Annotated in this window: 20 protein-coding genes; 8 read left to right on the top strand and 12 right to left on the bottom strand. The window is 75.6% G+C overall.

Features of this window, described 5'->3' with window-relative positions; all coding sequences use genetic code 11:
• Nucleotides 1–34: 34 nt before the first annotated feature.
• The gene (locus OG618_RS05945; RefSeq protein WP_329486143.1) at nt 35–2500 is read left to right on the top strand and encodes a SpoIIE family protein phosphatase; all 2466 of its coding nucleotides are present in this window, start codon (nt 35–37) and stop codon (nt 2498–2500) included.
• 75 nt (nt 2501–2575) lie between these two features.
• Here the strand turns inward: OG618_RS05945 and OG618_RS05940 are convergent, their stop codons facing one another.
• The 10 genes from OG618_RS05940 to OG618_RS05895 form a co-directional block, all read right to left on the bottom strand.
• Nucleotides 2576–4147 carry an MFS transporter gene (locus tag OG618_RS05940; protein ID WP_329486142.1) on the bottom strand — a complete coding sequence of 524 codons (1572 nt, stop codon included), beginning with the start codon at nt 4145–4147 and terminating at the stop codon, nt 2576–2578.
• A 65-nt stretch (nt 4148–4212) separates the two neighbouring features.
• Complete coding sequence (locus OG618_RS05935; RefSeq protein ID WP_329486141.1) at nt 4213–4767, bottom strand: TetR/AcrR family transcriptional regulator; 555 nt, start codon at nt 4765–4767, stop codon at nt 4213–4215.
• A 223-nt stretch (nt 4768–4990) separates the two neighbouring features.
• A complete protein-coding gene (locus OG618_RS05930) occupies nt 4991–5383 on the bottom strand; it encodes a cell division protein SepF (RefSeq protein WP_329486140.1) in 393 nt (130 codons plus the stop codon).
• A gap of 268 nt (nt 5384–5651) precedes the next feature.
• Nucleotides 5652–6182 (bottom strand): DinB family protein, encoded by a 531-nt coding sequence (locus OG618_RS05925; protein WP_329486139.1) that lies wholly within the window; start codon nt 6180–6182, stop codon nt 5652–5654.
• Nucleotides 6183–6265: 83 nt separating this feature from the next.
• A complete protein-coding gene (locus OG618_RS05920; protein ID WP_329486138.1) occupies nt 6266–7000 on the bottom strand; it encodes a TVP38/TMEM64 family protein in 735 nt (244 codons plus the stop codon).
• Between the two features lie 119 nt (nt 7001–7119).
• Nucleotides 7120–7689 carry an RICIN domain-containing protein gene (locus tag OG618_RS05915; RefSeq protein WP_329486136.1) on the bottom strand — a complete coding sequence of 190 codons (570 nt, stop codon included), beginning with the start codon at nt 7687–7689 and terminating at the stop codon, nt 7120–7122.
• 43 nt (nt 7690–7732) lie between these two features.
• Nucleotides 7733–8275 (bottom strand): RICIN domain-containing protein, encoded by a 543-nt coding sequence (locus OG618_RS05910; protein WP_329486135.1) that lies wholly within the window; start codon nt 8273–8275, stop codon nt 7733–7735.
• 85 nt (nt 8276–8360) lie between these two features.
• Entirely contained in the window at nt 8361–8909 is a 549-nt protein-coding gene (locus tag OG618_RS05905; RefSeq protein WP_329486134.1) for an RICIN domain-containing protein, read from the bottom strand.
• A 40-nt stretch (nt 8910–8949) separates the two neighbouring features.
• Nucleotides 8950–9735: a dienelactone hydrolase family protein gene (locus OG618_RS05900; protein ID WP_329486133.1), complete on the bottom strand. Its 786-nt coding sequence runs from the start codon at nt 9733–9735 to the stop codon at nt 8950–8952.
• A gap of 122 nt (nt 9736–9857) precedes the next feature.
• Nucleotides 9858–11132, bottom strand: coding sequence for an MFS transporter (locus OG618_RS05895; protein ID WP_329486132.1), 1275 nt, complete (start codon nt 11130–11132; stop codon nt 9858–9860).
• A gap of 158 nt (nt 11133–11290) precedes the next feature.
• On the opposite strand from OG618_RS05895, the gene OG618_RS05890 reads away from it, so the two are divergent.
• The 6 genes from OG618_RS05890 (at nt 11291) to OG618_RS05865 (ending at nt 16886) form a co-directional block, all read left to right on the top strand.
• Nucleotides 11291–12484 (top strand): ROK family transcriptional regulator, encoded by a 1194-nt coding sequence (locus tag OG618_RS05890; RefSeq protein ID WP_329486131.1) that lies wholly within the window; start codon nt 11291–11293, stop codon nt 12482–12484.
• A 195-nt stretch (nt 12485–12679) separates the two neighbouring features.
• Nucleotides 12680–13096, top strand: a complete 417-nt coding sequence (locus OG618_RS05885; protein WP_329486130.1) for a TOBE domain-containing protein — start codon at nt 12680–12682, stop codon at nt 13094–13096.
• A gap of 66 nt (nt 13097–13162) precedes the next feature.
• Nucleotides 13163–13609, top strand: a complete 447-nt coding sequence (locus OG618_RS05880; protein ID WP_329486128.1) for a hypothetical protein — start codon at nt 13163–13165, stop codon at nt 13607–13609.
• Between the two features lie 8 nt (nt 13610–13617).
• Nucleotides 13618–14343: a glycerophosphodiester phosphodiesterase gene (locus OG618_RS05875; protein ID WP_329486127.1), complete on the top strand. Its 726-nt coding sequence runs from the start codon at nt 13618–13620 to the stop codon at nt 14341–14343.
• On the top strand, nt 14340–15446 hold the full coding sequence (locus OG618_RS05870; protein WP_329486126.1) for a winged helix DNA-binding domain-containing protein: 1107 nt from the start codon (nt 14340–14342) through the stop codon (nt 15444–15446). Before OG618_RS05875 ends, OG618_RS05870 begins: the two co-directional genes overlap by 4 nt.
• 258 nt (nt 15447–15704) lie before the next feature.
• On the top strand, nt 15705–16886 hold the full coding sequence (locus tag OG618_RS05865; protein ID WP_329486125.1) for an AI-2E family transporter: 1182 nt from the start codon (nt 15705–15707) through the stop codon (nt 16884–16886).
• On the opposite strand, the gene OG618_RS05860 is transcribed toward OG618_RS05865, so the two are convergent.
• Nucleotides 16877–17449 (bottom strand): hypothetical protein, encoded by a 573-nt coding sequence (locus OG618_RS05860; protein WP_329486123.1) that lies wholly within the window; start codon nt 17447–17449, stop codon nt 16877–16879. The two genes, OG618_RS05865 and OG618_RS05860, sit on opposite strands and share 10 nt — an antisense overlap.
• A gap of 90 nt (nt 17450–17539) precedes the next feature.
• Here OG618_RS05860 and OG618_RS05855 point away from each other — a divergent pair, with 90 nt between their 5' ends.
• Entirely contained in the window at nt 17540–18424 is an 885-nt protein-coding gene (locus tag OG618_RS05855; RefSeq protein WP_329486122.1) for a Vgb family protein, read from the top strand.
• A 94-nt stretch (nt 18425–18518) separates the two neighbouring features.
• Here OG618_RS05855 and OG618_RS05850 read toward each other — a convergent pair whose 3' ends face one another.
• Nucleotides 18519–21545 (bottom strand): helix-turn-helix transcriptional regulator, encoded by a 3027-nt coding sequence (locus OG618_RS05850; protein ID WP_329486121.1) that lies wholly within the window; start codon nt 21543–21545, stop codon nt 18519–18521.
• Between the last annotated feature and the right edge of the window lie 85 nt (nt 21546–21630).

The raw sequence follows: 21630 nt of genomic DNA, 5'->3' as shown, positions 1-21630 counted from the left end.
CGGACACGAGCCGAACGCGGGGTGCTGGCTGATCATGCACGGACACGAATGGGACGAGACCGACGCCGCCGGCCCCGCACCGGGCGGAGCCTCCGTACGCCTGGACGGCCATCGCCTCGTCCCGCTCGCCACCGCGCTGCTCCAGGAGGACGGCCTCATCCTCCACTGGAGCGAGGACGCCGAGGCGCTGCTCGGCTTCTCCTCGGAGGAGGCCGTCGGAAGCTACGCCGCCCAGCTGCTCACCGGCCGCACCGACCGCCCCGAGGTGCTCGCCCTGTTCGAGCGCATCATGAGCGGCAAGGGCTGGTCCGGCGTCTTCCCGGTCCGCCACCGCGACGGCCACGTGGTCGAGCTGGAGTTCCGCACCTACCCGATAGCCGGCCCCGGCGGCACCCTGCTGCTGCTCGCCACCGCCTCGGACACCCAGGCCCTGCACCGGGTCGAGGCCGACCTCGCCGTCCTCGACGGGATCTTCGGCCAGTCCCCGATAGGCATGGCCGTCTACGACACCGACCTGCGCTACGTCCGGCTCAACCTGGCGCTGGCCCGGATGAACGGCGTCCCCGTCGAGGACCACCTCGGACGCCGGATCAGCGGCGTCCTGCCCGGCATCAACAGCGCCGAGATCGAACAGACCATGAGACAGGTGCTCACCACCGGCCGTCCCGTGGTCGACGCCCGCTCGCACGGCCGCGTCCCCGGCGACCCGCGCCGCGACCGGGCCTGGTCCGCCTCCTACTTCCGGCTGGAGGACTCCACCGGCCGGGTCTTCGGCGTCTGTTCGTCCATCATCGACGTCACCGAGCGGTTCCAGGCCGAGGCCCGCGCCGCCCGCGCGCAGGAACGCCTCACCACCATCGCCGAGGCCACCGCCCGGATCGGCACCACGCTCGACCTCCAGCGCACCGCGGAGGAGCTGATCGAGGCCGTCGTCCCCCGGTTCGCCGACTTCGCCACCGTCGACCTGCTGGAGCCGGTGCTGCGCGGCGCCGAGCCCGCCGCGATCCCCGAGGACCGCTCCGTCCAGCTGCGCGCCGTGGCCGTCGGCGAGTCCTACGAGTCCGGCCTGGCCCACGCCGTCGACACCGTCGGCGACGTCTCCGAGTACGCCCCCGACCGCAGCTACACCCAGTGCCTGCGCAGCGGCCGCCCACTGCTGCGCGCCCAGGTGGACGAGGACGTGCTGCGCGGCCTGGTCGCCACCGAGGAGCGGGTCGCACCGGGCATCGGCGCCGGCATCCACTCGTACCTGATGGTGCCGCTGACCGCCCGGGGCATGGTGCTCGGCGGCTCCGAGTTCATCCGGATGCGCAACCCCGAGCCGTTCACCGACGCCGATGTCGCGCTCGCCGAGGAACTGGTCGCCCGCACCGCGATCGCGATCGACAACGCCCGGCTCTACCGGCGCGAGCGCGAGACCGCGCTGACCCTCCAGCGCAGCCTGCTGCCGCAGGAGATCCACCGCACGCTCGGCCTGGAGATCGCCTACCGGTACCTGCCCAGCAGCATGACCAGCGAGGTCGGCGGCGACTGGTTCGACGTCGTCCCGCTCTCCTGCGGCCGGGTCGCGCTGGTGGTCGGCGACGTGATGGGCCACGGCATCCGGGCCGCCGCCACGATGGGCCAGCTGCGCACCGTCGCCCGGACCCTGGCCACCCTGGACATGCCGCCCGAGCAGGTGCTGACCCGGCTGGACGAGACCGCCTCGGGGATCGGCGAGGGCCAGTTCGCCACCTGCATCTGCGCCGTCTACGACCCGCTGGAGCGGACGGTGCAGGTGGCCTCGGCGGGCCATCTTCCCCCTGTCTCGGTCGCGCCGGACGGCACCGCCCGCCGGATCGACGTGCCGCCCGGCGCCCCGCTCGGGGTCGGCGGCGTGGCCTTCGAGTCGATCGGCTTCACCCTCCCCGAGGGCGGCCTGCTGGCCCTCTACACCGACGGCCTGGTCGAGCGGCGCGGCCAGGACCTCGACGACGGCATCGACCTGCTCGCCCGCACGCTCTCCGGCCCCGGCCGCACCCTGGAGGAGAACTGCGACGCCGTCCTCGGCGCGCTGGTCACCGACGGCACCGACGACGACATCGCGATGATCATGGCCCGGGTGCTGCCGCTGCCCTCGGACCGGATCGCCACCCTCTCGCTCACCGGCGGCGGCCGGCTGCCCGGCACGGCCCGCCGCTTCACCCGCGCGACCCTGGACGGCTGGGGCCTGTCCGCGCTCTCCGACTACGCCGAGCTGCTGGTCAGCGAGCTGGTCACGAACGCCCTGCTGTACTCCGACACCCCGCGCCGGCTCCGGCTCTTCCGCGACCGGGTGCTCACCCTGGAGGTCGCCGACTCCGGCGGCCAGACGCCGCAGCTGCGCCCGTTCGCCGAGCAGGACGAGGGCGGCCGCGGGATGTTCCTGGTCAACGAGCTGGCCCAGCGCTGGGGCAGCCGCCTGACCAGGGACGGCAAGGTGGTCTGGGCGGAGCTGGAGCTGCCGTTCGGCACCGGCTGAGCGCACCGACGCGCGGGACCTCGCACCCCGGGGAGGGATGCGAGGTCCCGCGCGCGGCCCGGGGGCAGGCCGGGGTCAGAGCGCCGCCGTCTCGCGGTCGGGCTGCCGCGCCGCCGCCTCGGCCCGGTCCTGGTCGGCGGCCTTCGGCAGGCCCCGCAGCAGGCGCCAGGCGAGCGCCGAGGCGGCCAGCAGCAGCCCGCCGGCCAGGATCGCGGCGATGTTCATGCCGTGCACGAAGGAGTCGCGGGCGCTGTCCAGCAGCGGACCGGCCAGCGTCTGCGGCAGACCGTGCGCCACCTCGACCGCGCCGCCGAGCGACTCGCCGGCCTGGGTGGCGGCGGCCTGGCCCGCCCCGGCCGGCACGGTCAGCCCGCTCGCGTAGAGCGAGCCGACCACCGAGCCCACCAGGGCGATGCCGAGCGCCGTCCCCAGCTCGTAGGCCGTCTCGGAGACCGCCGAGGCGGCGCCGGACTTGTCGGCCGGCGCGGCGCCCAGCACCAGGTCGGCGCCGAGCGTGTAGACCACGCCCTCGGCGGTGCCGACGATCAGGAAGGCAGCGGCGAGCACCAGGTAGGTGGAGTCCTGCTGCACCCAGCCGAGCAGGCCGATGCCGGTGCCCATGGCCAGCAGGCCCAGCGTCAGGGTGGCCCGGGCTCCCGCCCGCCGCGCCAGCCGAGCGGTCAGCAGACCGCCGACCACGGCTCCGGCGAAGGCCGGCAGCTCGGCGAGACCGGCCTTGAGCGGCTCGTAGCCGCGCACCAGCTGCAGGTACTGCGAGGTCACGAAGACCACGCCGGAGAGCCCGACCAGCGCGGTGAGCGAGGCCAGCACCGCCGCGGTGAAGCGCCGGTCCGAGAAGAGCCGGACGTCCAGCAGCGGGGTGGCCAGGCGCAGCTGGCGGCGGACGAAGACGGTCAGTGCGGCGGCGCCCAGCACGGCCGCGACCGGGACGTCCCAGCGCGCCACGCCGTGGGCGGCGGCCTCCTTGATCGCGTAGACGGCGGCGATCACCCCGGTCAGCGAGAGCACCACGGACAGCACGTCCCAGCGGCCCGGCTTCGGGTCCTTGGACTCCGGCAGCAGCCAGGCCCCGAAGACCAGCAGCAGCACCAGGACGGGGATGTTCAGCAGGAACACCGAGCCCCACCAGAAGTGCTCCAGCAGCACCCCGCCGACCACCGGTCCGAGCGCGGCGCCGGCGGTGGCGGCCGCGCCCCAGATGCCGATCGCGGTGGCCCGCTCGCGGTCGTCCGGGAAGAGGCTGCGGATCAGCGACAGGGTGGACGGCATGATGGTCGCCCCGGCCACGCCGAGCAGCGCGCGGGCCAGGATCAGCCAGCCGGCGCCGGGCGCGTAGGCGGCCAGCAGCGAGGCGGCGCCGAACGCGGTGGAGCCGGCCAGCAGCAGCTTCTTGCGGCCGATCCGGTCGCTCAGCGAACCCATGCTGACCAGCAGGCCGGCCAGCACGAAGGAGTAGGCGTCGCCGATCCAGAGCAGCTGCGTGCCGCTGGGGCGCAGCGTCTCGCTGATCGACGGTATCGCGAGGGACAGGACGGTCGCGTCGACGGCGACCAGGGTCACGGCCAGGACGAGGACGGCGAGGCCGATCCAGCGCTGGCGGGGGCGGGTGAGGACGGTGCTGCTCATGGGTATCGGTTTCCGGCCGCTGGTGCGGGCCTGTGGTCCGAGGTGCTGTGGGTGGGGTGGAGGGCTCAGTGCGGCCGCGGCGGTCGCAGCGCGCCGCCGAGGAAGAGCTCGGCGAGCGAGAAGGCGCCGTCCCGGGGGGCGAGCCGGCCGTCCTGGACGGCCCAGCCGACGCCGGCCACCAGGTCGAAGAAGGCCTCGCTGAGCCAGCCGGCGGAGAGCTCGACGCGGAACACGCCCTGCTGCTGGCCGCGCAGGAAGAGCGCCTGCAGCCGGCTGATCTGGGCGTCCCAGAGCTCGTTGATGTCCTCGTCGTCGTACAGCTGGTTCTCGCCGGCCAGGAAGGCGCAGAGCGCGGCATCCGGCACGATCAGGTCGACCAGGCGGCGCAGCGCGGCGTGCGCGTCGCCGTCCTCGACGGCGGCCGCGTCCAGGGCGGCGCCGAAGGTGCGCAGGCCGAGCAGGCCGACCTCGCGGATCAGCGCCTCGCGGCCGGGGAAGAGCCGGTGCAGCGTGGCACGGCTGATGCCCGCGGCCCGGGCGATCTCGTCCAGATGGGCGGTCGGGCGGCGGGAGAGCACGCCCACGGCGGCTTCGAGGACGGAGTCGCGGTCGGTGGCCATGGGGCGAGTCTACGCCAAGTGAGACGTCGGTGTCTCAATCTTTTCTTGGATGCCTCATTCGAGGCCCCGGTGTCGTGGCGGGGTGCGTGCGGGCTGGTGGGCCGGTGGGGCTGGTGGGGCGCGGAGCCAGTGGGGCCGGGCCCGGTGGGCGTCCGGGCATGCAAAACCGGGGACGGCGGTGGCCGTCCCCGGTCGCGGGTCTGGTGTCGGCGACCGTTGCCGGTCAGCTCTGGTTGTAGAACCCGGTCTCGTCCAGCGGTCGGTCGATGACCATCACCTCGACGTCCGCCGGCGTGAGCAGGAAGACCCGGCGGGCGATCCGCTCGATCCCGCCGCAGGTGCCGAAGATCAGCCCGGAGGCGAAGTCGACCATGCGCTTGGCCTCGGCCTCGTCCATCTCGGTGAGGTCCATGACCACCGGGATGCTCGCCCGGATGTGCTCGCCGACCGTTCGCGCGGCCTCGAAGCCCGTCGGCCGCAGGGAGACGATCTTCGTGGGAGCCGGGGAGGACGGTACCGTCTCCTGCTCGATCCACTCGTCGTCGTACACCGCGGCCGGGTAGTTCCCGGAGGGCATCAGCCACCCGTTGTGGTGCTCGTCGCGAAGTGCTCCCATGCCGCGCCTCCCTGCCTCGTTCCGTACAGGTCCCCCGGTGCGCGTGTCCTTTTGACACGTCATCCACTCGTCGGAACTGTCCGAGTATCGCACTGATCACCGGTCCCGTGCCCGCTCGCGACCCCCGTACGAGTCGTGCCGCGCCGGAAACCCGGGCGAACCCGGGCAACAGTTGCGACGCAGCGGAACGGCGGACGGTTGCGCGCGTAGACCATATCGGTCGTGGTCACCGCCGAATTGACCTTCTGTCAACGATGTGGGAACGATTTCACTCGCCGGTGACGCCGTCGACCAATTCGCGCAGCAGATCCGCGTGACCGTTGTGCCGGGCGTACTCCTCGATCATGTGGACCAGGATCCAGCGGAGCGTCACCTCCCGTCCCTGGCGCGGTCGCTTGCCGACCGTCTCCGGCGGCAGGCCCTCGCAGGCGGCCCGGGCGGCCGTGATCTGCCCCTGCCAGGTGGCGAAGTCCTCCGCGGCGTCGGCGGAGTCGACGAAGTCGAAGTCGCCGTCCGGGTGCTGCTCGGTCCAGTAGAGGCCCGCGGTGCCGGGCTCCTCGCCGAGCAGGATGATCCGGAACCAGTAGCGCTCGACCTCCGCCATGTGCCGGACCAGGCCGAGCAGCGAGAGCGAGGACGGCGGGACGGCGCGCAGCCGCAGTTGGTCGGCGCCCAGCCCCTCGCACTTGCGGGCGAGGGTGGCGCGGTGGAACTCCAGCCACGCGGTGAGCATCGCCGTCTCGTCCGCCGCGAACGGGGGCTCGGGCCGGTCGACGGCGGGGATCGGGTCGTTGGTCATGGCGGCCATCCTGGCGCACCCGGTGGGGCCGGGGCGACCGAATAGTCGCCGGGCGCGCCGGGCCGCCGGCCGGGCTGTCCGGCTCAGGCCTGCGGGACGCGGCGGCGGGCGGCGGCCCGCCACACCGACACCAGGCTGCCGACGGCCAGGACGGCGATCGCGCCGGCCGACAGCAGGAAGGCGGCCGAACCCGGCTCCCCGGCACTGGCCGCGGCCGTGACGTACACCGCCGTGGTCGGTACCACGCCGATCGCGGTGGCGGTCAGGAACGGCAGGAACCGCACGCCGGAGAACGCGGCGCCGTAGTTGCCGGCCTGGAACGGCAGCCCGGGCAGCAGGCGCAGCAGCAGCACGCTGCGGAACCCCTGCTCGGTGAACCGGCGGTCCAGCGCGGTCAGCAGGCGCCCGCGCAGATAGGGGCGGAGGGCGTCGCGGCCGAGCAGCCGGCCCAGGGCGAAGGCCGCCGCCGCGCCCAGGGTGGTGCCGAGCACGGCCAGCAGGATGCCCTGCTGGATGCCGAGCAGCAGCCCCGCCGCCGCGTTGAGCGCCGGGCGGGGCACGAAGGCCAGCGTGCCGACCGCGTAGACCGCGGTGAACGCGGGTGCCAGCCAGTACTCCGGCACCCCGGCCGGGAGCCCGTCGGAGAGCAGCGTCGACGGGCTCCAGAGCAGCAGCGAGCCGGCCGCCGCGGCGAGGATCACCACCAGCAGGGCGAACCGCGGCCAGGGCGCGCGCAGCCGCGACGCGGGCCGGGGCGGCGTCGGGTCGGGCGTCGGCGGGGGCGCGGGCGATGCGGGTGCGGGTGCGGGTGCGGGCACCGCCCGAGCCTAACCGGGCGGCCCGGTGCTCCGGGCGTTGGGTTCACCCCGGTGACCCCCCCGGCGACCGGCCGGTCACCGGGCGGCCCTGAGGCGGCGGCTTCTGACGCGGCCGCCGGTCAGCTGGGCGTGCCGTGCTGGGCGGGGGAGTAGATCCAGGCCTGGTTGAAGCCGTAGTTGCGCTCCCACTGGATGATCGGGGTGCCGTCGGCGGGGTTGGTCCCGGGGAGGTCCAGCACGAGGCCGCTGCTGCGGTTGGTCAGCGAGCGGATGCCGCTGTGGTGGACGACGGTCTCCGACCAGATCTGGTTGAGCCCGCCGTTGCAGTCCCACTGGTCGGCCTGGACGCCCCAGGCGGTGCTGAAGCCGGGGATCTCCAGGCACTTGCCGCTGTGGACGTTGACGAGCTGGTTCGCGTCGGTCCAGGCCCACTTCTGGTTGTCGCCGCCGGTGCAGGTCCACTGGCGGATCGGGGCGCCGTCGTCGGTGCGCCAGTCGGTGACCTCCAGGCACTTGTTGGTGATGGCGTTGCGGACCTCGGTCGGGCTGGTCACGACGACCGGGACGGAGGCCTGCGCCGTGGTCGGGACGGCGGCGGTGAGCACGCCGGCCGCGGCGAGCGCCGCGGTGGCCGCGCCGAGGCGGTGGAACGGAGAGGTGCGGAGCTGAGCGGTGCGGAGCGCGGTCATCGGATCCCCCTGGTGTCGGGTGGTCGGGCGGGCTTCGGCATGGTCAGTGGTGCGGTCCGGGCGGGAACGGCGAGTAGTACCAGACCTGGTTGTCCGCCCCGTTGAGGCCCCACTGGATCACCGGCGCGCCGTCGGCGGTGCTGCCACCGGCCACGTCGAGGTAGCGGCCGCTGTGGGCGTTGACGAGGTGGCGGAGCCCGCTGTGCAGCCGGCTCGCGTCGCTCCAGACCTGGTTCGCGCCGCCGTTGCAGGTCCACTGGCCGACCGCGGTGCCGGGGTCGCCGCTGTACCCCGGGATCTCCAGGCACTTGCCGCTGTGGACGTTGACGAGCTGGTCGGCGTCGGTCCAGACCCACTTCTGGTTGTCGCCGCCGGTGCAGGTCCACTGGCGGACCGGGGCGCCGTCGTCGGTGCGCCAGTCGGCCGCCTCCAGGCACTTGTAGGTGGCGAGGTTCCCGATCTGGAAGGGGGCGGAGGTCGCCGCCCGGGCCGGGCCGGCCGGTGCGGCGACGGCCAGGCCGGTGGCGAGGGCGAGGGCGGTGACGGTCGGGACGAGGCGTCGCCCCGTTGTGGAGCGGTCGGTCATCTGGTCCCCCTGGGTCGGTGCGGTGCTCGGGTCTGCCGGGGTGCCCGGCGGGGTGGCGGTGCTCCCCGCCGGGGCGGGGCCGGCTCTACAGCACCACGGACGGGTTGAAGTACCAGCGCTGGTTGGACACGCCGGTCGGGTACCACTGGATCGCCGGGGCACCGTCGGCGGCGGTCCCGCTGTTGACGTCGAGCACGAGGTCGCTGTGGAAGTTGACGACGGCCAGCGAGCCCTGGCTGTCGTTGACGACCCCCCAGCGCTGGTTGGCGCCCTTGTCGCAGGTCCACTGGTCGGCCCGGGCGGCCGGGGCGGTGGAGTAGCCGGGGATCTCCAGGCACTTGCCGCTGTGGACGTTGACGGCGTAGCCGTCGGTGAACCGCCACTTCTGGTTGTCGCCGCCGGTGCAGGTCCACTGGCGGACCGGGGCGCCGTCGTCGGTGCGCCAGTCGGCGACCTCCAGGCACTTGCCGCTCGACTGCACCCGGACCTCGACGTCGGTGGCGGTGCTGATCGGCTTGTAGTTCATGCCCGCCGCCGAGGCGGGCGCGGCGGCCGCCAGGGCGCCGCCGAGGGCGAGGGTGACGACGGCGGCGGCGGAGCCGACGCGTCGCTTGCTGCTGGTTCGGCCGGTCATGAGTCCCCCTGTGCTGTGGACGTGACGGTCGCCGGCCGGGTCAGGCCGCTCCGGACGGGCCCGGGGCGGCGGCGAAGGCCAGCAGGCGCAGCCAGGACTCCCTGGCCGCGTCGGTGTGTTCGACGGCGCCCAGTTCGAAAAAGTTGTGCGGCGCCTGAGGAAAAGTCATGAACTCGTGTGAACAGCCGGCTGCCGTGAGGGCCGCGTCGAAGGCGGCGACCGTCTCGGCGGGGATGTGCTCGTCGGCGCCGCCCCAGAAGGCGAGCACGGGGGCGGTCAGCCCGGGGGCGAGCTGGATGGGGCCGGGGGCGCCGTTGATGGCGTCGGGGTAGCCGTAGTAGCCGATCACACCGGCGAGGCCGAACCGGGGGGCGGCGGCCCGGAACGCCTGGCGGCCGCCGAAGCAGAAGCCCAGGGCGACGACCTCGGTGACGCCGGTCGCGCGCAGCCGGCCGATGCCCGCGGTGAGGTCGGCGTCGAGGCCGTCCGGGGTGAGGGCGAGCAGGTGCGGCAACAGGTGCGGGAGCTCGCCGAATTCCGGCCCGCGCTCCCGCGGCCCGGCGCCGGCGGTGCGCCCGTAGTAATCGACGGCGAGTGCCGGGTGGCCCTGTTCGGCGAGCCGGACGGCGGTCGCCCGGTAGAAATCGGAAAGGCCCCGGTTGTCCGGCAGGACGAGTACGCCGCGGCCGGTCGGCCGGACCGGCCGGGCCAGGAAGGCGGCGAATTCCGTGCCGTCGCCCGAGACGAGGGTGAGATCGGCGGATTCGGCCAGGGCGCTGCCGGCGGGGGTGAAGGCGGGGGGCGCGGAGTCGGCGTCGTAGCACACGGGAGAATTCCTCCACTGGTCGCGGAACTGCCGGATGCTCCATGCATCCGACAGTCGGCGATATTAGCGAAGAATTCAATTGTGCGGGGCCACTATATCGCCCGAGAATTACCTTGGTAAGGCTATTTCGAGAACGGTGCGATCACATTTTCGGTGGCCCGCTTCCCGGCGGTCGGCGGGTGGTCGGTGGCCGCCGCCCCGGCGCCCGGCTCGGCCCGGCGCAGGGCGCCGGCGCTCAGCAGCAGGGCGAAGGCGAGCGCCGCGACCACGCCGAAGGAGACGGTGAGCGAGGTGGCCTGGGCGAGCGCCCCGATGATGGCCGGCGCCACCAGGCCCGAGGTGTAGGTGACCGTCGCGACGCCGGCGATGGCCTGGCTCGGGTTGGTGCCGATCCGGCCGGCGGCCGCGAAGGCGAGCGGGACGACGACGGCGATGCCGATGCCGATCAGCGCGAACCCCGCGATGGCCGGGGCCGGGCTGTCGGCGAGGACCACCAGGACGCCGCCCGTGGTGGCGACCGCGCCGCTGATCCTGGTCGCCCGCACGGCGCCCAGGCGGCGGATCGCCGCGTCGCCCGCCAGCCGGCTGGCGGCCATGGTGAGCGCGAACGCGGTGTACGAGGCGGCCGCGACGGTGGCCGAGGCGCCGGTGACGTCCTTGAGGTAGACGCCGCTCCAGTCCATCGAGGCGCCCTCGGCGAACACCGCGCAGAAGCCCACCAGGCCGATCACGAGCGAGCTGCGCGGCGGCAGGGCGAAGCGCGGCGGGGCCTCGTCCTCCTCGGCCGCCCGCAGGTCGGGCAGGCCCCGGCAGACCGGCTGGGCCAGGCAGAGGAGCACCACGGCGGTGACGGCCAGCTGGAGCCGGGCGTCGAGGTCCTGGTGGGCGGCGAGGATGCCGAAGGCCGAGGCCACCAGCCCGCCCGCGCTCCACATCCCGTGCAGTCCGGACATGATCGAGCGGCCCAGCCGCTGTTCGACCTCCACGCCCTGGGCGTTCATCGCCACGTCCGCCATGCCCGCCGTCGCACCGTAGGCGAGCAGGAACAGGCAGAGCAGCGGCAGCGAGGGGGCGAGGGCGGGGAGGGTGAGCGCCAGGCACCAGATCGACAGCAGCCCGCGCACCGCGGCCCGGCCCCCGTAGCGGTGGACGAACCGGCCGGCCAGCGGCATCGCGAGGGAGGAGCCGATGGCCGGCATCACCAGGGCGAGCCCGAGCTGGCCGGGGGAGAGGTCCAGCCGGTCCTGGAGCCAGGGAATGCGGGTGACGAAGGTGCCGCCGACCGCGCCGTGCACGGCGAAGACCAGCGCGATGCTCGCCCTGGCGCGGCGCGGGTGCGCCAGGGGCCCGGCGGCCGGCCGGCCGTGAGGTGGTCCTGTGGTCAGGCTGTCGGTCATCCGGTGTTCCCTCCCGGCCGCGCCGTGGCGCGACGGTGCCCTGTGGGGTGGTTCCTGTTGAGTGATGCCCGCCATCGCGTGGTTCGTGCGCGGGTGGCGTCGTCCGATAAATTATCAGGAAGGGACCCTGATAGAAACACTCTGGAAGGATGACGCCCATGACCACCGTGCGTACGGCCACGCCGAGCACCGCCCGGGCGATCAACGACCGGCTGGCGCTCAACCTGCTGCTCGACCAGGGGCCACTGACCGCCACCGAGCTCCGCGACCTCACCGGGCTCTCCCGCCCCACCGTCGCCGACCTGCTGGAACGACTGCAGCGGACCGGCCTGGTCGCCGTGGTCGGCGAGCGCGGCGAGCAGCGGCGCGGCCCCAACGCCCGGCTGTACGCGCTGGTCGCCTCGCGCGCCCACCTCGCCGCGATCGACGTCCGGGCGGGCGGGGTCAGCCTGGTCGTCGCCGACCTGACCGGGCACACCCTGGCCTCCGCCGAGCTGGCGGTCGAGGGCCGGGGCGACGCCGGTACGGCGGAACGGATCGTCCGCACCCTGCGCGAGACCGCGGGCCGGGCCGGGGTGGACCGGCTGCACACCGTCGCCGTCGGCGCCCCCGGACTGGTCGCCCCCGCCACCGGCCGGCTCTACAGCACCGGTGCGCTGCCGAGCTGGCACGCCGAACTGCTCACCGCCCTGGAGGCACTGCCCGGCACCGAGGTGATCCTGGAGAACGAGGTCAACCTGGCCGGCCGCGCCGAGTACCGGATCGGCGTCGCCCGGGGGCAGCAGACCTTCGTCCTGGTCTGGCTCGGCCACAGCGTCGGTGCCGCGGTGATCCTCGACGGGAGGCTGCGCCGCGGCGCCTCCGGCGGCACCGGCGAGATCTGCTTCCTGCCCGTCCCCGGCACCGCGGGCCTGCCCAGCGCCGCCGGGTGCGAGGGCGGGTTCCACGGCCTGGTCGGCAGCGCGGCGGTCTGCGGCCTCGCCCGCGCCCACGGCCTGCCCGCCGGCCCGGCCGACGACGCCGCGGCCGCCGAGGCCGCCGTCCGGACGGCGCTCGGCGCGTGCGGCGAGGGCGAGCCGGGCGGGCCGTTCCTGGACGAGCTGGCCGAGCGGATCGCGGTCGGCGCCTCGGCGGTCTGCGTCGTCCTCGACCCGGGCTGTGTCGTCCTCGGCGGCGAGGTCGGCCGGGCCGGCGGGGCCGAACTCGCCGGCCGGGTCGAACGCCGCCTGGCCGGGCTCTCCCCGCTGCGCACCGAGGTCCGGGCCGGTACGGCGGGCGGCGGCGCGGTGCTCGCCGGCGCCGTCCTCACCGCCGGCGACGCCGTCCGGCGCGACCTCTTCGGCGAGCCCTAGGCGCACCGGACCGGGCGCGGGGGGCGGCCCTGGCGGGCGTACGGTGCTCCGCTTGGCCGGGCGGGCGGACGGTACGGCAGGATGGCGGGGGCGGCCGGACCGCGCCGCCGCCCCGCCGGGAAGCCGGACGGGGTGTCACACGTGACACCGCACGCGCCACCGGACGTGCTACCGAACCACCGTCAGGAGTCGCACATGGGCCAGTCCGACGCGCCGGTCAACCCGTACCGGATCGGCGAGGCCGCGGCGATGCTCGGCGTGAGCTCGGACACCATGCGGCGCTGGGTGGACGCCGGCCGGGTCGCCGCCGAGCGGGACGAGCACGGCCACCGGATCATCCCCGGCGCCCAGTTGGCCGCCTTCGCCCGGGAGCTCGCCCGGCCCGAGAACGCCGAGGCCGAGGGGCGGCCGTCCTCGGCCCGCAACCGGTTCCCCGGCATCGTCACCGACGTGGTGCTCGGTGACGTGGCCGCGCAGGTCGAGATCCAGGCCGGGCCGTTCCGGGTGGTCTCGCTGATCAGCCGGGAGTCGGCGGAGGAGCTCCGGCTGGTGCCCGGAGCGCCCGCGACGGCGGTCATCAAGTCGACCAATGTGATGGTCGAACTGCGCTGACCACCCGCCCGGGAGAGCCGGGCGAGCGCACAGCCGAACCCCCGCCGACGAGAGGACCGCCACTCGATGCCCCACCCGCCGCTGCCGTCCACCCAGAGCGCCGTGTTCGCGGTCGAGGCGATGGCCGCCCGGCACGGCCGCGAGGTGCGCGCCTCCCACGACATCGGGCGCGACCAGACCTTCGCCGGACTGGTCGGCGGCCACGACCGCGCCGAAGGACTCGACGCGATCCCGCACGAGGCCCTGCTGGAGATCACCGGCCGCCCCGGGCTCACCGTCCGGCTCTTCGCCCACGACGAGGCGGTCGTCACCGTCGAGGACATCGCCTTCGACGTACCGCGCGACAGCGTGCCCGCCTTCCTCGACGCGGTCTGGAACGGGCTGGTCCACGTGAAGCAGCGGACCTTCCCGCCCTCCTGCACGCTGATCGTCACCGTGCCGGGCGAGCCGAGCTACCGCGAGTCCGTCACCCACCAGTACCTGTCCCCGTGGCTCGCGGGGCTGATCCGATGAGGGCCCCGATGAACCCCACCGCCGCCTCCGACGCCACCCGTCGCCCGGTGCTCGCCGTCGCCCACCGGGGCGACCCGTACCGGTACCGCGAGAACACCCTGCCCTCCGTCGAGTCCGCGCTGGCCGCCGGCGCCGACGCGGTGGAGGTCGACGTCCGGCTCACCCGCGACGGCGTGCCCGTCCTGCTGCACGACGCGACCCTCGAACGGCTCTGGGGCGATCCCCGCGCCCTCCGCCGGGTCACCCTCGACCAGCTCGACGAGCTGCGCGACGGAGACCTCGCCGTGCCCACGCTCGCCGAGGCGCTCAAGGCCGCGGCCGCGTCCCCGGCCGCCCGGCTGCTGATCGACCTGGACGACCCGCACCCCGTCGCCGCCGCCTGGGAGGCCGTCACCGGACTCGGCGCCGAGCACCGGGTCGGCTTCTGCGGCCCCGCCACCGCGATGCTCGCCGTCCGCGCGCTCGCCCCCGACGCCGAGATCGCGCTGACCTGGAAGCAGCCGCGACTGCCCGCCCGCGCCCTGCTGGACGACCTGCGCCCGCGCTACCTCAACCCGCCGTTCGGCCTGGCCACCGCCGAGTTCACCGCCGCCGCCCACGGCGCCGGCCTCGCCGTCTCCACCTGGACCGCGGACCTGCGCCGCACCATGCGCCGGCTGCGTGCCGCCGGGGTGGACTCGATCACCAGCAACCGGATCGGCGTGCTGCGCGACGTGCTGGACGGCCGCCGGTGACCGGACCGCCCGTCCTCGGGACCCGCGCGCTCGGCCGCGCCCTGCTGGCCCGTCAGCACCTGCTCGCCCGCAGCGCCATGACGCCGGCCGCGATGGTCGGCCACCTCGGCGGGCTGCAGGCCCAGGCCGTGCCGCAGCCGCCCTACCTGGGGCTGCTCAGCCGGCTGGAGGGCTTCACGCCCGACCTGCTCGACGACCTGTTCCAGCGGCGCGAGGTGGTCCGGATCGCCCTCCACCGCGGCACCATCCACCTGGTGACGGCGGACGACTGCCGGACGCTGCGCCCGCTCGTCCAGCCGGTGCTCGACCAGGGCCTGCGCTCCGCCTACGGCAAGCGGCTCGCCGGGCTGGACCTCACCGCGCTCGCCGACGAGGCGCGGGTGCTGCTGGAGGAGCGGCCGCTGACCTTCCAGCAGCTCGGCGGGGTGCTCGCCGCCGGCCGGCCCGACCGCGACCCCGCCGCCCTGGCCCAGGCCGCGCGCTGCCTGCTGCCGCTCGTCCAGGTGCCGCCGCGCGGCCTCTGGGGCCGGAGCGGGGCGGCGGCGCACACCACCGCCGAGTCCTGGCTGGGCCGGCCCTTGGACCGGGCGCCCTCGCTGGACGCGCTGGCCCTGCGCTACCTCGCCGCCTTCGGGCCGGCGACCGTCGCCGACCTGCAGAAGTGGTGCGGGCTCAGCCGGCTGGGCGCGGTGCTGAAGCGGCTCGCGCCGGAGCTGGTCACCTTCCGCGACGAGCACGGCCGGCTGCTGTACGACCTGCCGGGGGCGCCCCGGCCCGACCCGGCCGTCCCGGCGCCCGTCCGGTTGCTGGCGCCCTTCGACAACCTGCTGCTCTCGCACGCCGACCGCACCCGGGTGCTGCCCGAGGAGTACCGGCCGCGGGTGATGACGCAGAACGGCATCGTGCTCGGGACGGTGCTGGTCGACGGCCTGGTCGCCGGGAGCTGGCAGCTGACCGAGGGCCCGGCCGGTGAGCGGGCGGTGGCGGTCCGTCCGTTCGCGGCGCTTGGCCGGGATGACCGGCGGGAGGCGGAGGCGGAGGCCGAGCGGGTGCTGGCCTTCGCCGGCGGGGGCGGGGCGGTCCGCTTCGAGGAGGCCGGGTAGGTCCGGCGTTCGACCGGGCCACAGGGGTGCGAGGCGCCGTTCCCGATGGGGTGAGGCTCCGCGATTCCTCCGGGCCCGGCCGGGCCGGGGCCGGTTGAATCGGCTCTGCCGGTGGTCGGCGACGGGCGTGGACGTCCGGAAGCCCGATCCCGCCGCGCGGTCGCGCCGGGCACGCCAGGGGTCGGACATAACGGGCGATCGGTCAGATCATCTGCTGAGATGGGGAAATTGGACCGGTCGAGCCAGGCGGAGGTGGACATGGTGGGGGAGCTTCCGCCCGACAGGGCTCCCGGCGAGCGGTGGGCGGACCACCGCAGGCCCTATCTGATGCTGCCGCCCCCGGTCCGGGCGGCGGCCGCCTGGTCGGTCGCGGTCATCCTCCTGATCACCGTCGCCTCGCTGGTCGTCTTCGCCCTGGTCGAACTGCGCGCGGCGACCGTGCCGGTCATCCTGGCGCTGCTCGGCACCTCGCTGCTCTACCCCGTGATGCCGTGGCTGGTCCGCCGCGGGCTCGGCCGCGGCGCCGCCGCCGGGCTGACCTGCGCCCTCCTGGTCGCCGCCGTCGGCGGGGTGATCGCCCTGCTGGTCAACTCGCTGGTGCACAGCGCCCCGCAGATCGCCGAGTCGCTCCAGGAGGCCGGGGACCGGCTCGCCGACTGGCTCGGACCGGTCGGCGAGAAGATCCGCCACGCGCTGGACAACGCCTCGGGCGAGACCAGCTCGCTGATCTCCACGGTGACCAACGGCGTGCTCTCCGGCCTCGGCCTCGCCACCCAGATCCTCACCGGCGCGGTGCTGGCGCTCGCCCTGGTCTTCTTCTTCCTCCGCGACGGTCACCGCACCCCGGAGGCGCTCCGCGCGCACCTCCCGGGCGGCGGCGCCGAGACGGTCGTCGCCTGCGCGGACCGGGCGTTCGAGGCGATGGCCGGCTTCATGCGGGGCACCACCCTGATCGCCCTGATCGACGCCTTCTTCATCACCGTCGGCCTGCTCGTGCTCGACATCCCCGGGGCGCCCGGGCTCGGCGCGCTGGTGTTCATGGGCGCGTACATCCCGTTCGTCGGGGCCTTCCTCTCCGGGACGGTCGCCGTCCTGGTCGCGCTGGCCGACGGGGGGCTGGGGACGGCGCTCTGGGCGCTCGGCATCGTCCTCGCCGTCCAGGTCGTCGAGGGGAACATCCTCCAGCCCGTGATCCAGAGCCGCACCGTCGAGCTGCACCCGGCCACCATCATGGTCGCCGTGGTGGCGGGTGCCGGAATCGCGGGCATCCTGGGGGCGCTGCTGGCCGTCCCGATCTGCGCCGCCGGGGTGGGCGTGGTCTCCGTCCTGCGCGGCACCGCGGACCCCGTCGGCCGCGGCCTACGCGGGGCGGCTCCGGCCGGCGCGGGCGGGGACGACCGCGAGGACGGGGACGCCGGCGGGGAGCCGGGTCAGGAGTAGGCCACCGGGCAGCCGCGCCGGAGCGCGTGCTCGGCCGCCCGCAGGTAGACCGCGGCGTAGTAGGCGGCGTCCAGGTCCTCGCTCCAGGGGCCGGGGGCGGTGGCGGCCGCGACGGCCGCCGGGCCGTCGAACCAGCGGCCCAGGGCGAGGCCGTCGCAGTGCTCGGGTATCCCGGCGGGCAGCGCGAGCCGGTCGGCGAGGCGCCGGGCGGCGGCGAGCGCCCGCCGGGCGCCGCCGACCGTCGTCGGGTCGTCGTCCTCCGACCGCGCCGGCAGGACCACGGAGTCGGCGAGGTCGACCGGCAGCAGCACCTCCCAGCCGAGCAGCGCCTCGTGGGTGTCGTCGGACCGCGCCCGGCAGAGCCGGTCGAAGCTGCCGATCGGACGGTGGAGCTTCTCCTCGAACCGGGTGCCGGGGCGCCGCCCGGCCCGGACGGGCTCCGGACAGACGAACGGCGCCAGGCCGCGCCGGCCCAGCTCGGCGTCGACCGCCCCGGCCACCGGCCCGAGCACCTCCTCGTCGCGCCAGTCGTCGGCGGCCACGCTCACCAGGTAGATCCCCATGGCCCAGGACGGTAGACGACGCCACCGACAACGGCTGGTGACGGCGTGACAGCATGGAGACGATCACGTCGCGACAGTCGAGGAGCGGGGATGCGCGGGGAGTTCGAGCGGTTCCGGGTGGCGGACGGGAAGGCCGGTCCGTACGGCATCACGGTGGGGCCGGACGGCGGTGTCTGGTTCACGATGGTGCACGCCGGGGAGATCGGGCGGCTGGCGGCGGACGGGTCGGTGCGGCGGTTCGGGACGGGCTCCGCGGGGTCCGGACCGTCGGTGATCACGACCGGGCCGGACGGCGCGCTCTGGTACGCGCGGATGCGGGACCACCGGATCGGACGGATCGGCACCGACGGCCGGGAGCGGTCGTTCGGGCTGCCGACCGAGGCCGCCGGGCCGTACGGGATCGCGGCCGGCCCGGACGGCGCGCTCTGGTTCACCGAGCTGAACGCGGACCGGATCGGACGGATCACCGTGGACGGCCGGGTGACGGAGTACCCGCTGCCGGTGACCGGCGCCTTCCCGTCGATGATCACGGCCGGGGCGGACGGCGCGCTCTGGTTCACCCTCAACCAGGCCGGGGCCGTCGGCCGGATCACCGTCGACGGCGAGATCACCGTCCACCCGCTGCCGACCGAGGGGGCCGCGCCCGTCGGCATCGCCGCCGGTGGCGACGGTGCGCTCTGGTTCGCCGAGATCGGCGCCGGCCAGGTCGGCCGGATCACGGTGGACGGCCGGGTGACGGAGCATCCGCTGCCCGACCGGGCCGCCCGGCCGCACGCCGTCGCGGCCGCCCCCGACGGCCGGCTCTGGTTCACCGAGTGGGCCGGCAACCGGCTCGGCTCGCTCACCGCCGACGGCCACTACGCCGGGTACGAGCTGCCGGTGCCGGCCGCCGAACCGCACGGCATCGCGGTGGCTCCGGACGGCGCGGTGTACGCGGCCCTGGAACTCGGCGAGATCGTCCGGCTCGCTCCCTGAGCCGGGGGCCGGTCCCGGAGCCGTCACGGTCCGGCGGCGAGGCCGTGGAGAGCCGCGCGGTCGGCGGGGCGGGACCGGCGGGGCGGCCGGCCCGTCACGGTCCGGCGCAGAGCTCCGCGGCGAGGTCGCAGAGGGCCGCGCGGTCCGGGCGGCCGGTCTTGGCGAGCAGGTTGGCCACGTGCTTCTCCACCGTGCGGGGGGAGATGGAGAGCGTCCGGGCCAGCTGCTGGTTGCCGGGGCGGTCGGTGAGCAGGGCGAGGACCTCGTACTCGCGCAGCGTCACCCCGCAGCTGCGCAGCCCGGCGGGGACGGCGTCGCGGCCGCCGCGGTGCTGGGCGACGCTGGCGCCCGCCCGGCGCAGCAGGGCCCGGCAGGCGGCCGCCACCGGCTGGACGCCGGCCTCGTGGAAGTACTCCTCGGCGGTGCGCAGCCAGCCCACCGGATCGCCCCAGCCGTCGGCGAGGGCGGCTTCGGCGGTCAGCCGCAGCGCCAGGTGGTGGGCGAGCGGGAAGGGCGCCGCCGCCGCGCGGGCCTCGTCGACCGCGCGGGCGGCGTCCCGCGGCCGGCCCTCGCGGCCGAGCAGCACGGCCTCGGCGAAGCCCAGGAACTGCCGGTTCCAGGCGAGTTCGGTGGCGGGCGCGGCCGTGGCCCGGGTCAGGTCGGGGCGCTGCCAGTGGCCCTCGGCGACCTCCAGCAGCGGGTGCAGCCCGTGCCGGCCGGCCAGGTAGAAGACGTTGGGGTGCTCCTGCTCCCAGGCGAGGCCGGCCGCCAGTTCGGCCCGGGCCCCGGCGCGGTCCTCGGCGAGCAGCGCGCCGATGGCGCGGCAGAGGCCGTGCCGCAGGGGCATCAGGAAGGACTCCTCGCCGCCGGCCTGGCGGAACCGGACCAGTTCGCGCTCCATCTCCCGGCCCCGGCCGCGGTGGGCGGCCAGGGTCGCCGAGCCGAGCAGCAGGTAGCGGTGCGCGGGGACGTTGTTCAGCCGGGCGGTGGCGTCCAGGCAGCGGTCGACGATCTCGCGGGCGGTCCGCCATTCGCCGCGCAGGACGGCGTTCATGGCGAGCAGGCCGTCCAGGGTCTGGGTGAGCACGATCGCGCCGAGGCCGGCGGCGGCCTCCCGGGCGCGTTCGAGGCGGGCGCCGTCGCCGGTGCGCATGAAGGCGTTGGCGCCCAGCCGCAGCAGCGCCTCCACCCGCCAGACGGGCAGGGCGTGGGCCTCGGCCACCGCGAGCATCCGCTCCAGGCAGGCGTCGGCGTCGTCGAAGCCGCGTTCGCGGGCCAGCAGGGCGAGCAACTGCCAGGCCTGGCAGGCGACCACCGGCAGTCCGCAGCGCTCGGCGACCTCGGCGGCCCGGCGGGCCAGGGCCTCGGTGCGGGCCAGCCGGGCCCGTCCGGGGTGCTCGTCGCCCGGGGCCCCGGCGGCGGTCGCGTCACCCTCGGGCGCGGTGGGCGCGGCGGGCGCGTGGTCGGGCAGGAGCGCCAGGTGGCCCTCGACCACGACGAGTGCGGCGTCCTGCTCGGGGCGCGGGTGCGCACCCGAGAGGGCGCGGGCGGCGGCGACCTGGGCTGCGGCCTCGGCGGCCCGTTCGGCCATCACGGCCGCCCAGGCGAGCCGGGTGTGCAGGTCGATCCGGCGGTCGGTGGCCGGGCCGCGGACCGCCGCGGGGCGGGCCGCCGCCGGCTCCGGCCGGACCGGGGGCAGCGTGCGGACCAGCTCGAAGGCCCGTTCCAGCTGGCCCGCCTCGGCCAGGGCCGGCAGCAACTGCTCGGTCACGGCGGCCCGTTCGGCGTCCCCGGCGAGTTCGTGCGCCCGCTCCAGCAGCACCACCGCCGAGCCGGCGGCGCCGGCCTCCAGCACGCGTCGGCCGGCCTCGGCGAAGTGCACGGCGGCGCCCGTCCGGTCCCCGCCGGCCAGCAGCAGGGAGGCGACCAACTGGCGTCGTTCGTCCGCGAGTTCAGGATCGGCGCGGAGGATCGCCCGGGCCGCCCGGCGGGCCACGGCGGCCCGCTCGGCCGGGGCCAGGGCGGCGGTGACGGCGGCGGCGGTGAGGGTGTGGCGGAAGGCGTAGCGGTCCGGCGCGGCGCCGTCGGGCACGATGACGTTGGCCTCGGAGGCCGACCGCAGGTGGCTGAAGAGCGTCCGGTCGTCGTACCCGGTGATCAGTTGGACGGTGGCCACCGAGAACCGGCTGCCCAGGGTGGCGGCGGTGAGCAGCAGGTCGCGCACGGGCGGGTCCAGCTGGTCGATCCGCCGGCCCCAGCTGCGGACGATGGTGCTCGGCACGCCGGTGCGCAGGCCCCCGGCCACCTCCCAGCGGCCGCCGGCCCGGTGCAGCGCGCCGCCGGCCAGCATGTCCGCGAGCAGTTCCTCGATCAGGTAGGGCGAGCCGTCGGCGCGGTCGGCCAGCGTCTCCAGGACGGCCGCCGGGACGTCGGCGGCGTCGCTCTCCAGGACGGCGGCGGCCATCGCCCGGACGTCGGCGGGCGGCAGCGGGCGCAGTTCGGTGACGGCGGCGGCTCGGCGGCGTTCGGCGGCCCGGACCAGGTCCAGCGCCGGGCCCGGCTCGGCCCGCAGGGTGCCGACCAGCAGGACGGGCAGGCCGGCCAGGTTGTCGACCAGGTACTCCAGGACGGCGACCGTCTCCGCGTCGGTGTCGTGCAGGTCCTCCAGGAGCAGCACGCAGCCCGCGTCCCGGCCGAGCACCGCGAGCAGGCGCAGCAGTGCCTCGGCGAGCTCGACCACCGTCTCGGGGTACGCGCCGGCCCCGGCCGCCGAGGCCGCCGCCCCGCGCCATTCGGGCACCAGCCGGGCCAGGGCGGGCCGGTACGGGTCGAGTTCGGGGTCGGTGGGCGGGCCGGCGGCCCGGAAGCGGGAGGAGAGCGCCTCGATCAGCGGCCGGAACGGGGTGACCGTCCCGGTGGAGCTGCCGCGCCCGCGCAGGACCGGCAGGCCCAGCCCGTAGGCCTGGTAGGCGCACTCGCCGGCCAGCCGCGACTTGCCGATCCCGGCCTCGCCGAGCAGGAAGACCGCCCGTCCGGACCGCTGCCGGGCGGCGGCGAGCGCGCTGCCGAGCCGTCCGAGCTCGGCTGCCCGGCCGACGGTGATCGACGAAGTGGTCCGCATGGCCCGCAGGCTACTTGACGGCCTCTCCGATCTGTAGAGTGGTGAATCGGCCACGAAGCGAACACCTGTCCGGCACGGGCCGGTC

The organism is Kitasatospora sp. NBC_01246, from assembly GCF_036226505.1.
Taxonomy (GTDB): Bacteria; Actinomycetota; Actinomycetes; order Streptomycetales; family Streptomycetaceae; genus Kitasatospora.
The sequence above is the reverse complement of the archived record's forward strand: the minus strand, read 5'-3'. Positions and strand labels throughout refer to the sequence as shown.

Bases quoted from the DNA above. Each gene is read 5' to 3' on its own strand.
- OG618_RS05945 (WP_329486143.1), top strand. From the start codon at position 35: ATGCACGGACACGAATGGGACGAGACCGACGCCGCCGGCCCCGCACCG.
- OG618_RS05940 (WP_329486142.1), bottom strand. From the start codon at position 4,147: ATGAGCAGCACCGTCCTCACCCGCCCCCGCCAGCGCTGGATCGGCCTC.
- OG618_RS05935 (WP_329486141.1), bottom strand. From the start codon at position 4,767: ATGGCCACCGACCGCGACTCCGTCCTCGAAGCCGCCGTGGGCGTGCTC.
- OG618_RS05930 (WP_329486140.1), bottom strand. From the start codon at position 5,383: ATGGGAGCACTTCGCGACGAGCACCACAACGGGTGGCTGATGCCCTCC.
- OG618_RS05925 (WP_329486139.1), bottom strand. From the start codon at position 6,182: ATGACCAACGACCCGATCCCCGCCGTCGACCGGCCCGAGCCCCCGTTC.
- OG618_RS05915 (WP_329486136.1), bottom strand. From the start codon at position 7,689: ATGACCGCGCTCCGCACCGCTCAGCTCCGCACCTCTCCGTTCCACCGC.
- OG618_RS05910 (WP_329486135.1), bottom strand. From the start codon at position 8,275: ATGACCGACCGCTCCACAACGGGGCGACGCCTCGTCCCGACCGTCACC.
- OG618_RS05905 (WP_329486134.1), bottom strand. From the start codon at position 8,909: ATGACCGGCCGAACCAGCAGCAAGCGACGCGTCGGCTCCGCCGCCGCC.
- OG618_RS05895 (WP_329486132.1), bottom strand. From the start codon at position 11,132: ATGACCGACAGCCTGACCACAGGACCACCTCACGGCCGGCCGGCCGCC.
- OG618_RS05890 (WP_329486131.1), top strand. From the start codon at position 11,291: ATGACCACCGTGCGTACGGCCACGCCGAGCACCGCCCGGGCGATCAAC.
- OG618_RS05885 (WP_329486130.1), top strand. From the start codon at position 12,680: ATGGGCCAGTCCGACGCGCCGGTCAACCCGTACCGGATCGGCGAGGCC.
- OG618_RS05880 (WP_329486128.1), top strand. From the start codon at position 13,163: ATGCCCCACCCGCCGCTGCCGTCCACCCAGAGCGCCGTGTTCGCGGTC.
- OG618_RS05875 (WP_329486127.1), top strand. From the start codon at position 13,618: ATGAACCCCACCGCCGCCTCCGACGCCACCCGTCGCCCGGTGCTCGCC.
- OG618_RS05865 (WP_329486125.1), top strand. From the start codon at position 15,705: ATGGTGGGGGAGCTTCCGCCCGACAGGGCTCCCGGCGAGCGGTGGGCG.
- OG618_RS05860 (WP_329486123.1), bottom strand. From the start codon at position 17,449: ATGGGGATCTACCTGGTGAGCGTGGCCGCCGACGACTGGCGCGACGAG.
- OG618_RS05855 (WP_329486122.1), top strand. From the start codon at position 17,540: ATGCGCGGGGAGTTCGAGCGGTTCCGGGTGGCGGACGGGAAGGCCGGT.
- OG618_RS05850 (WP_329486121.1), bottom strand. From the start codon at position 21,545: ATGCGGACCACTTCGTCGATCACCGTCGGCCGGGCAGCCGAGCTCGGA.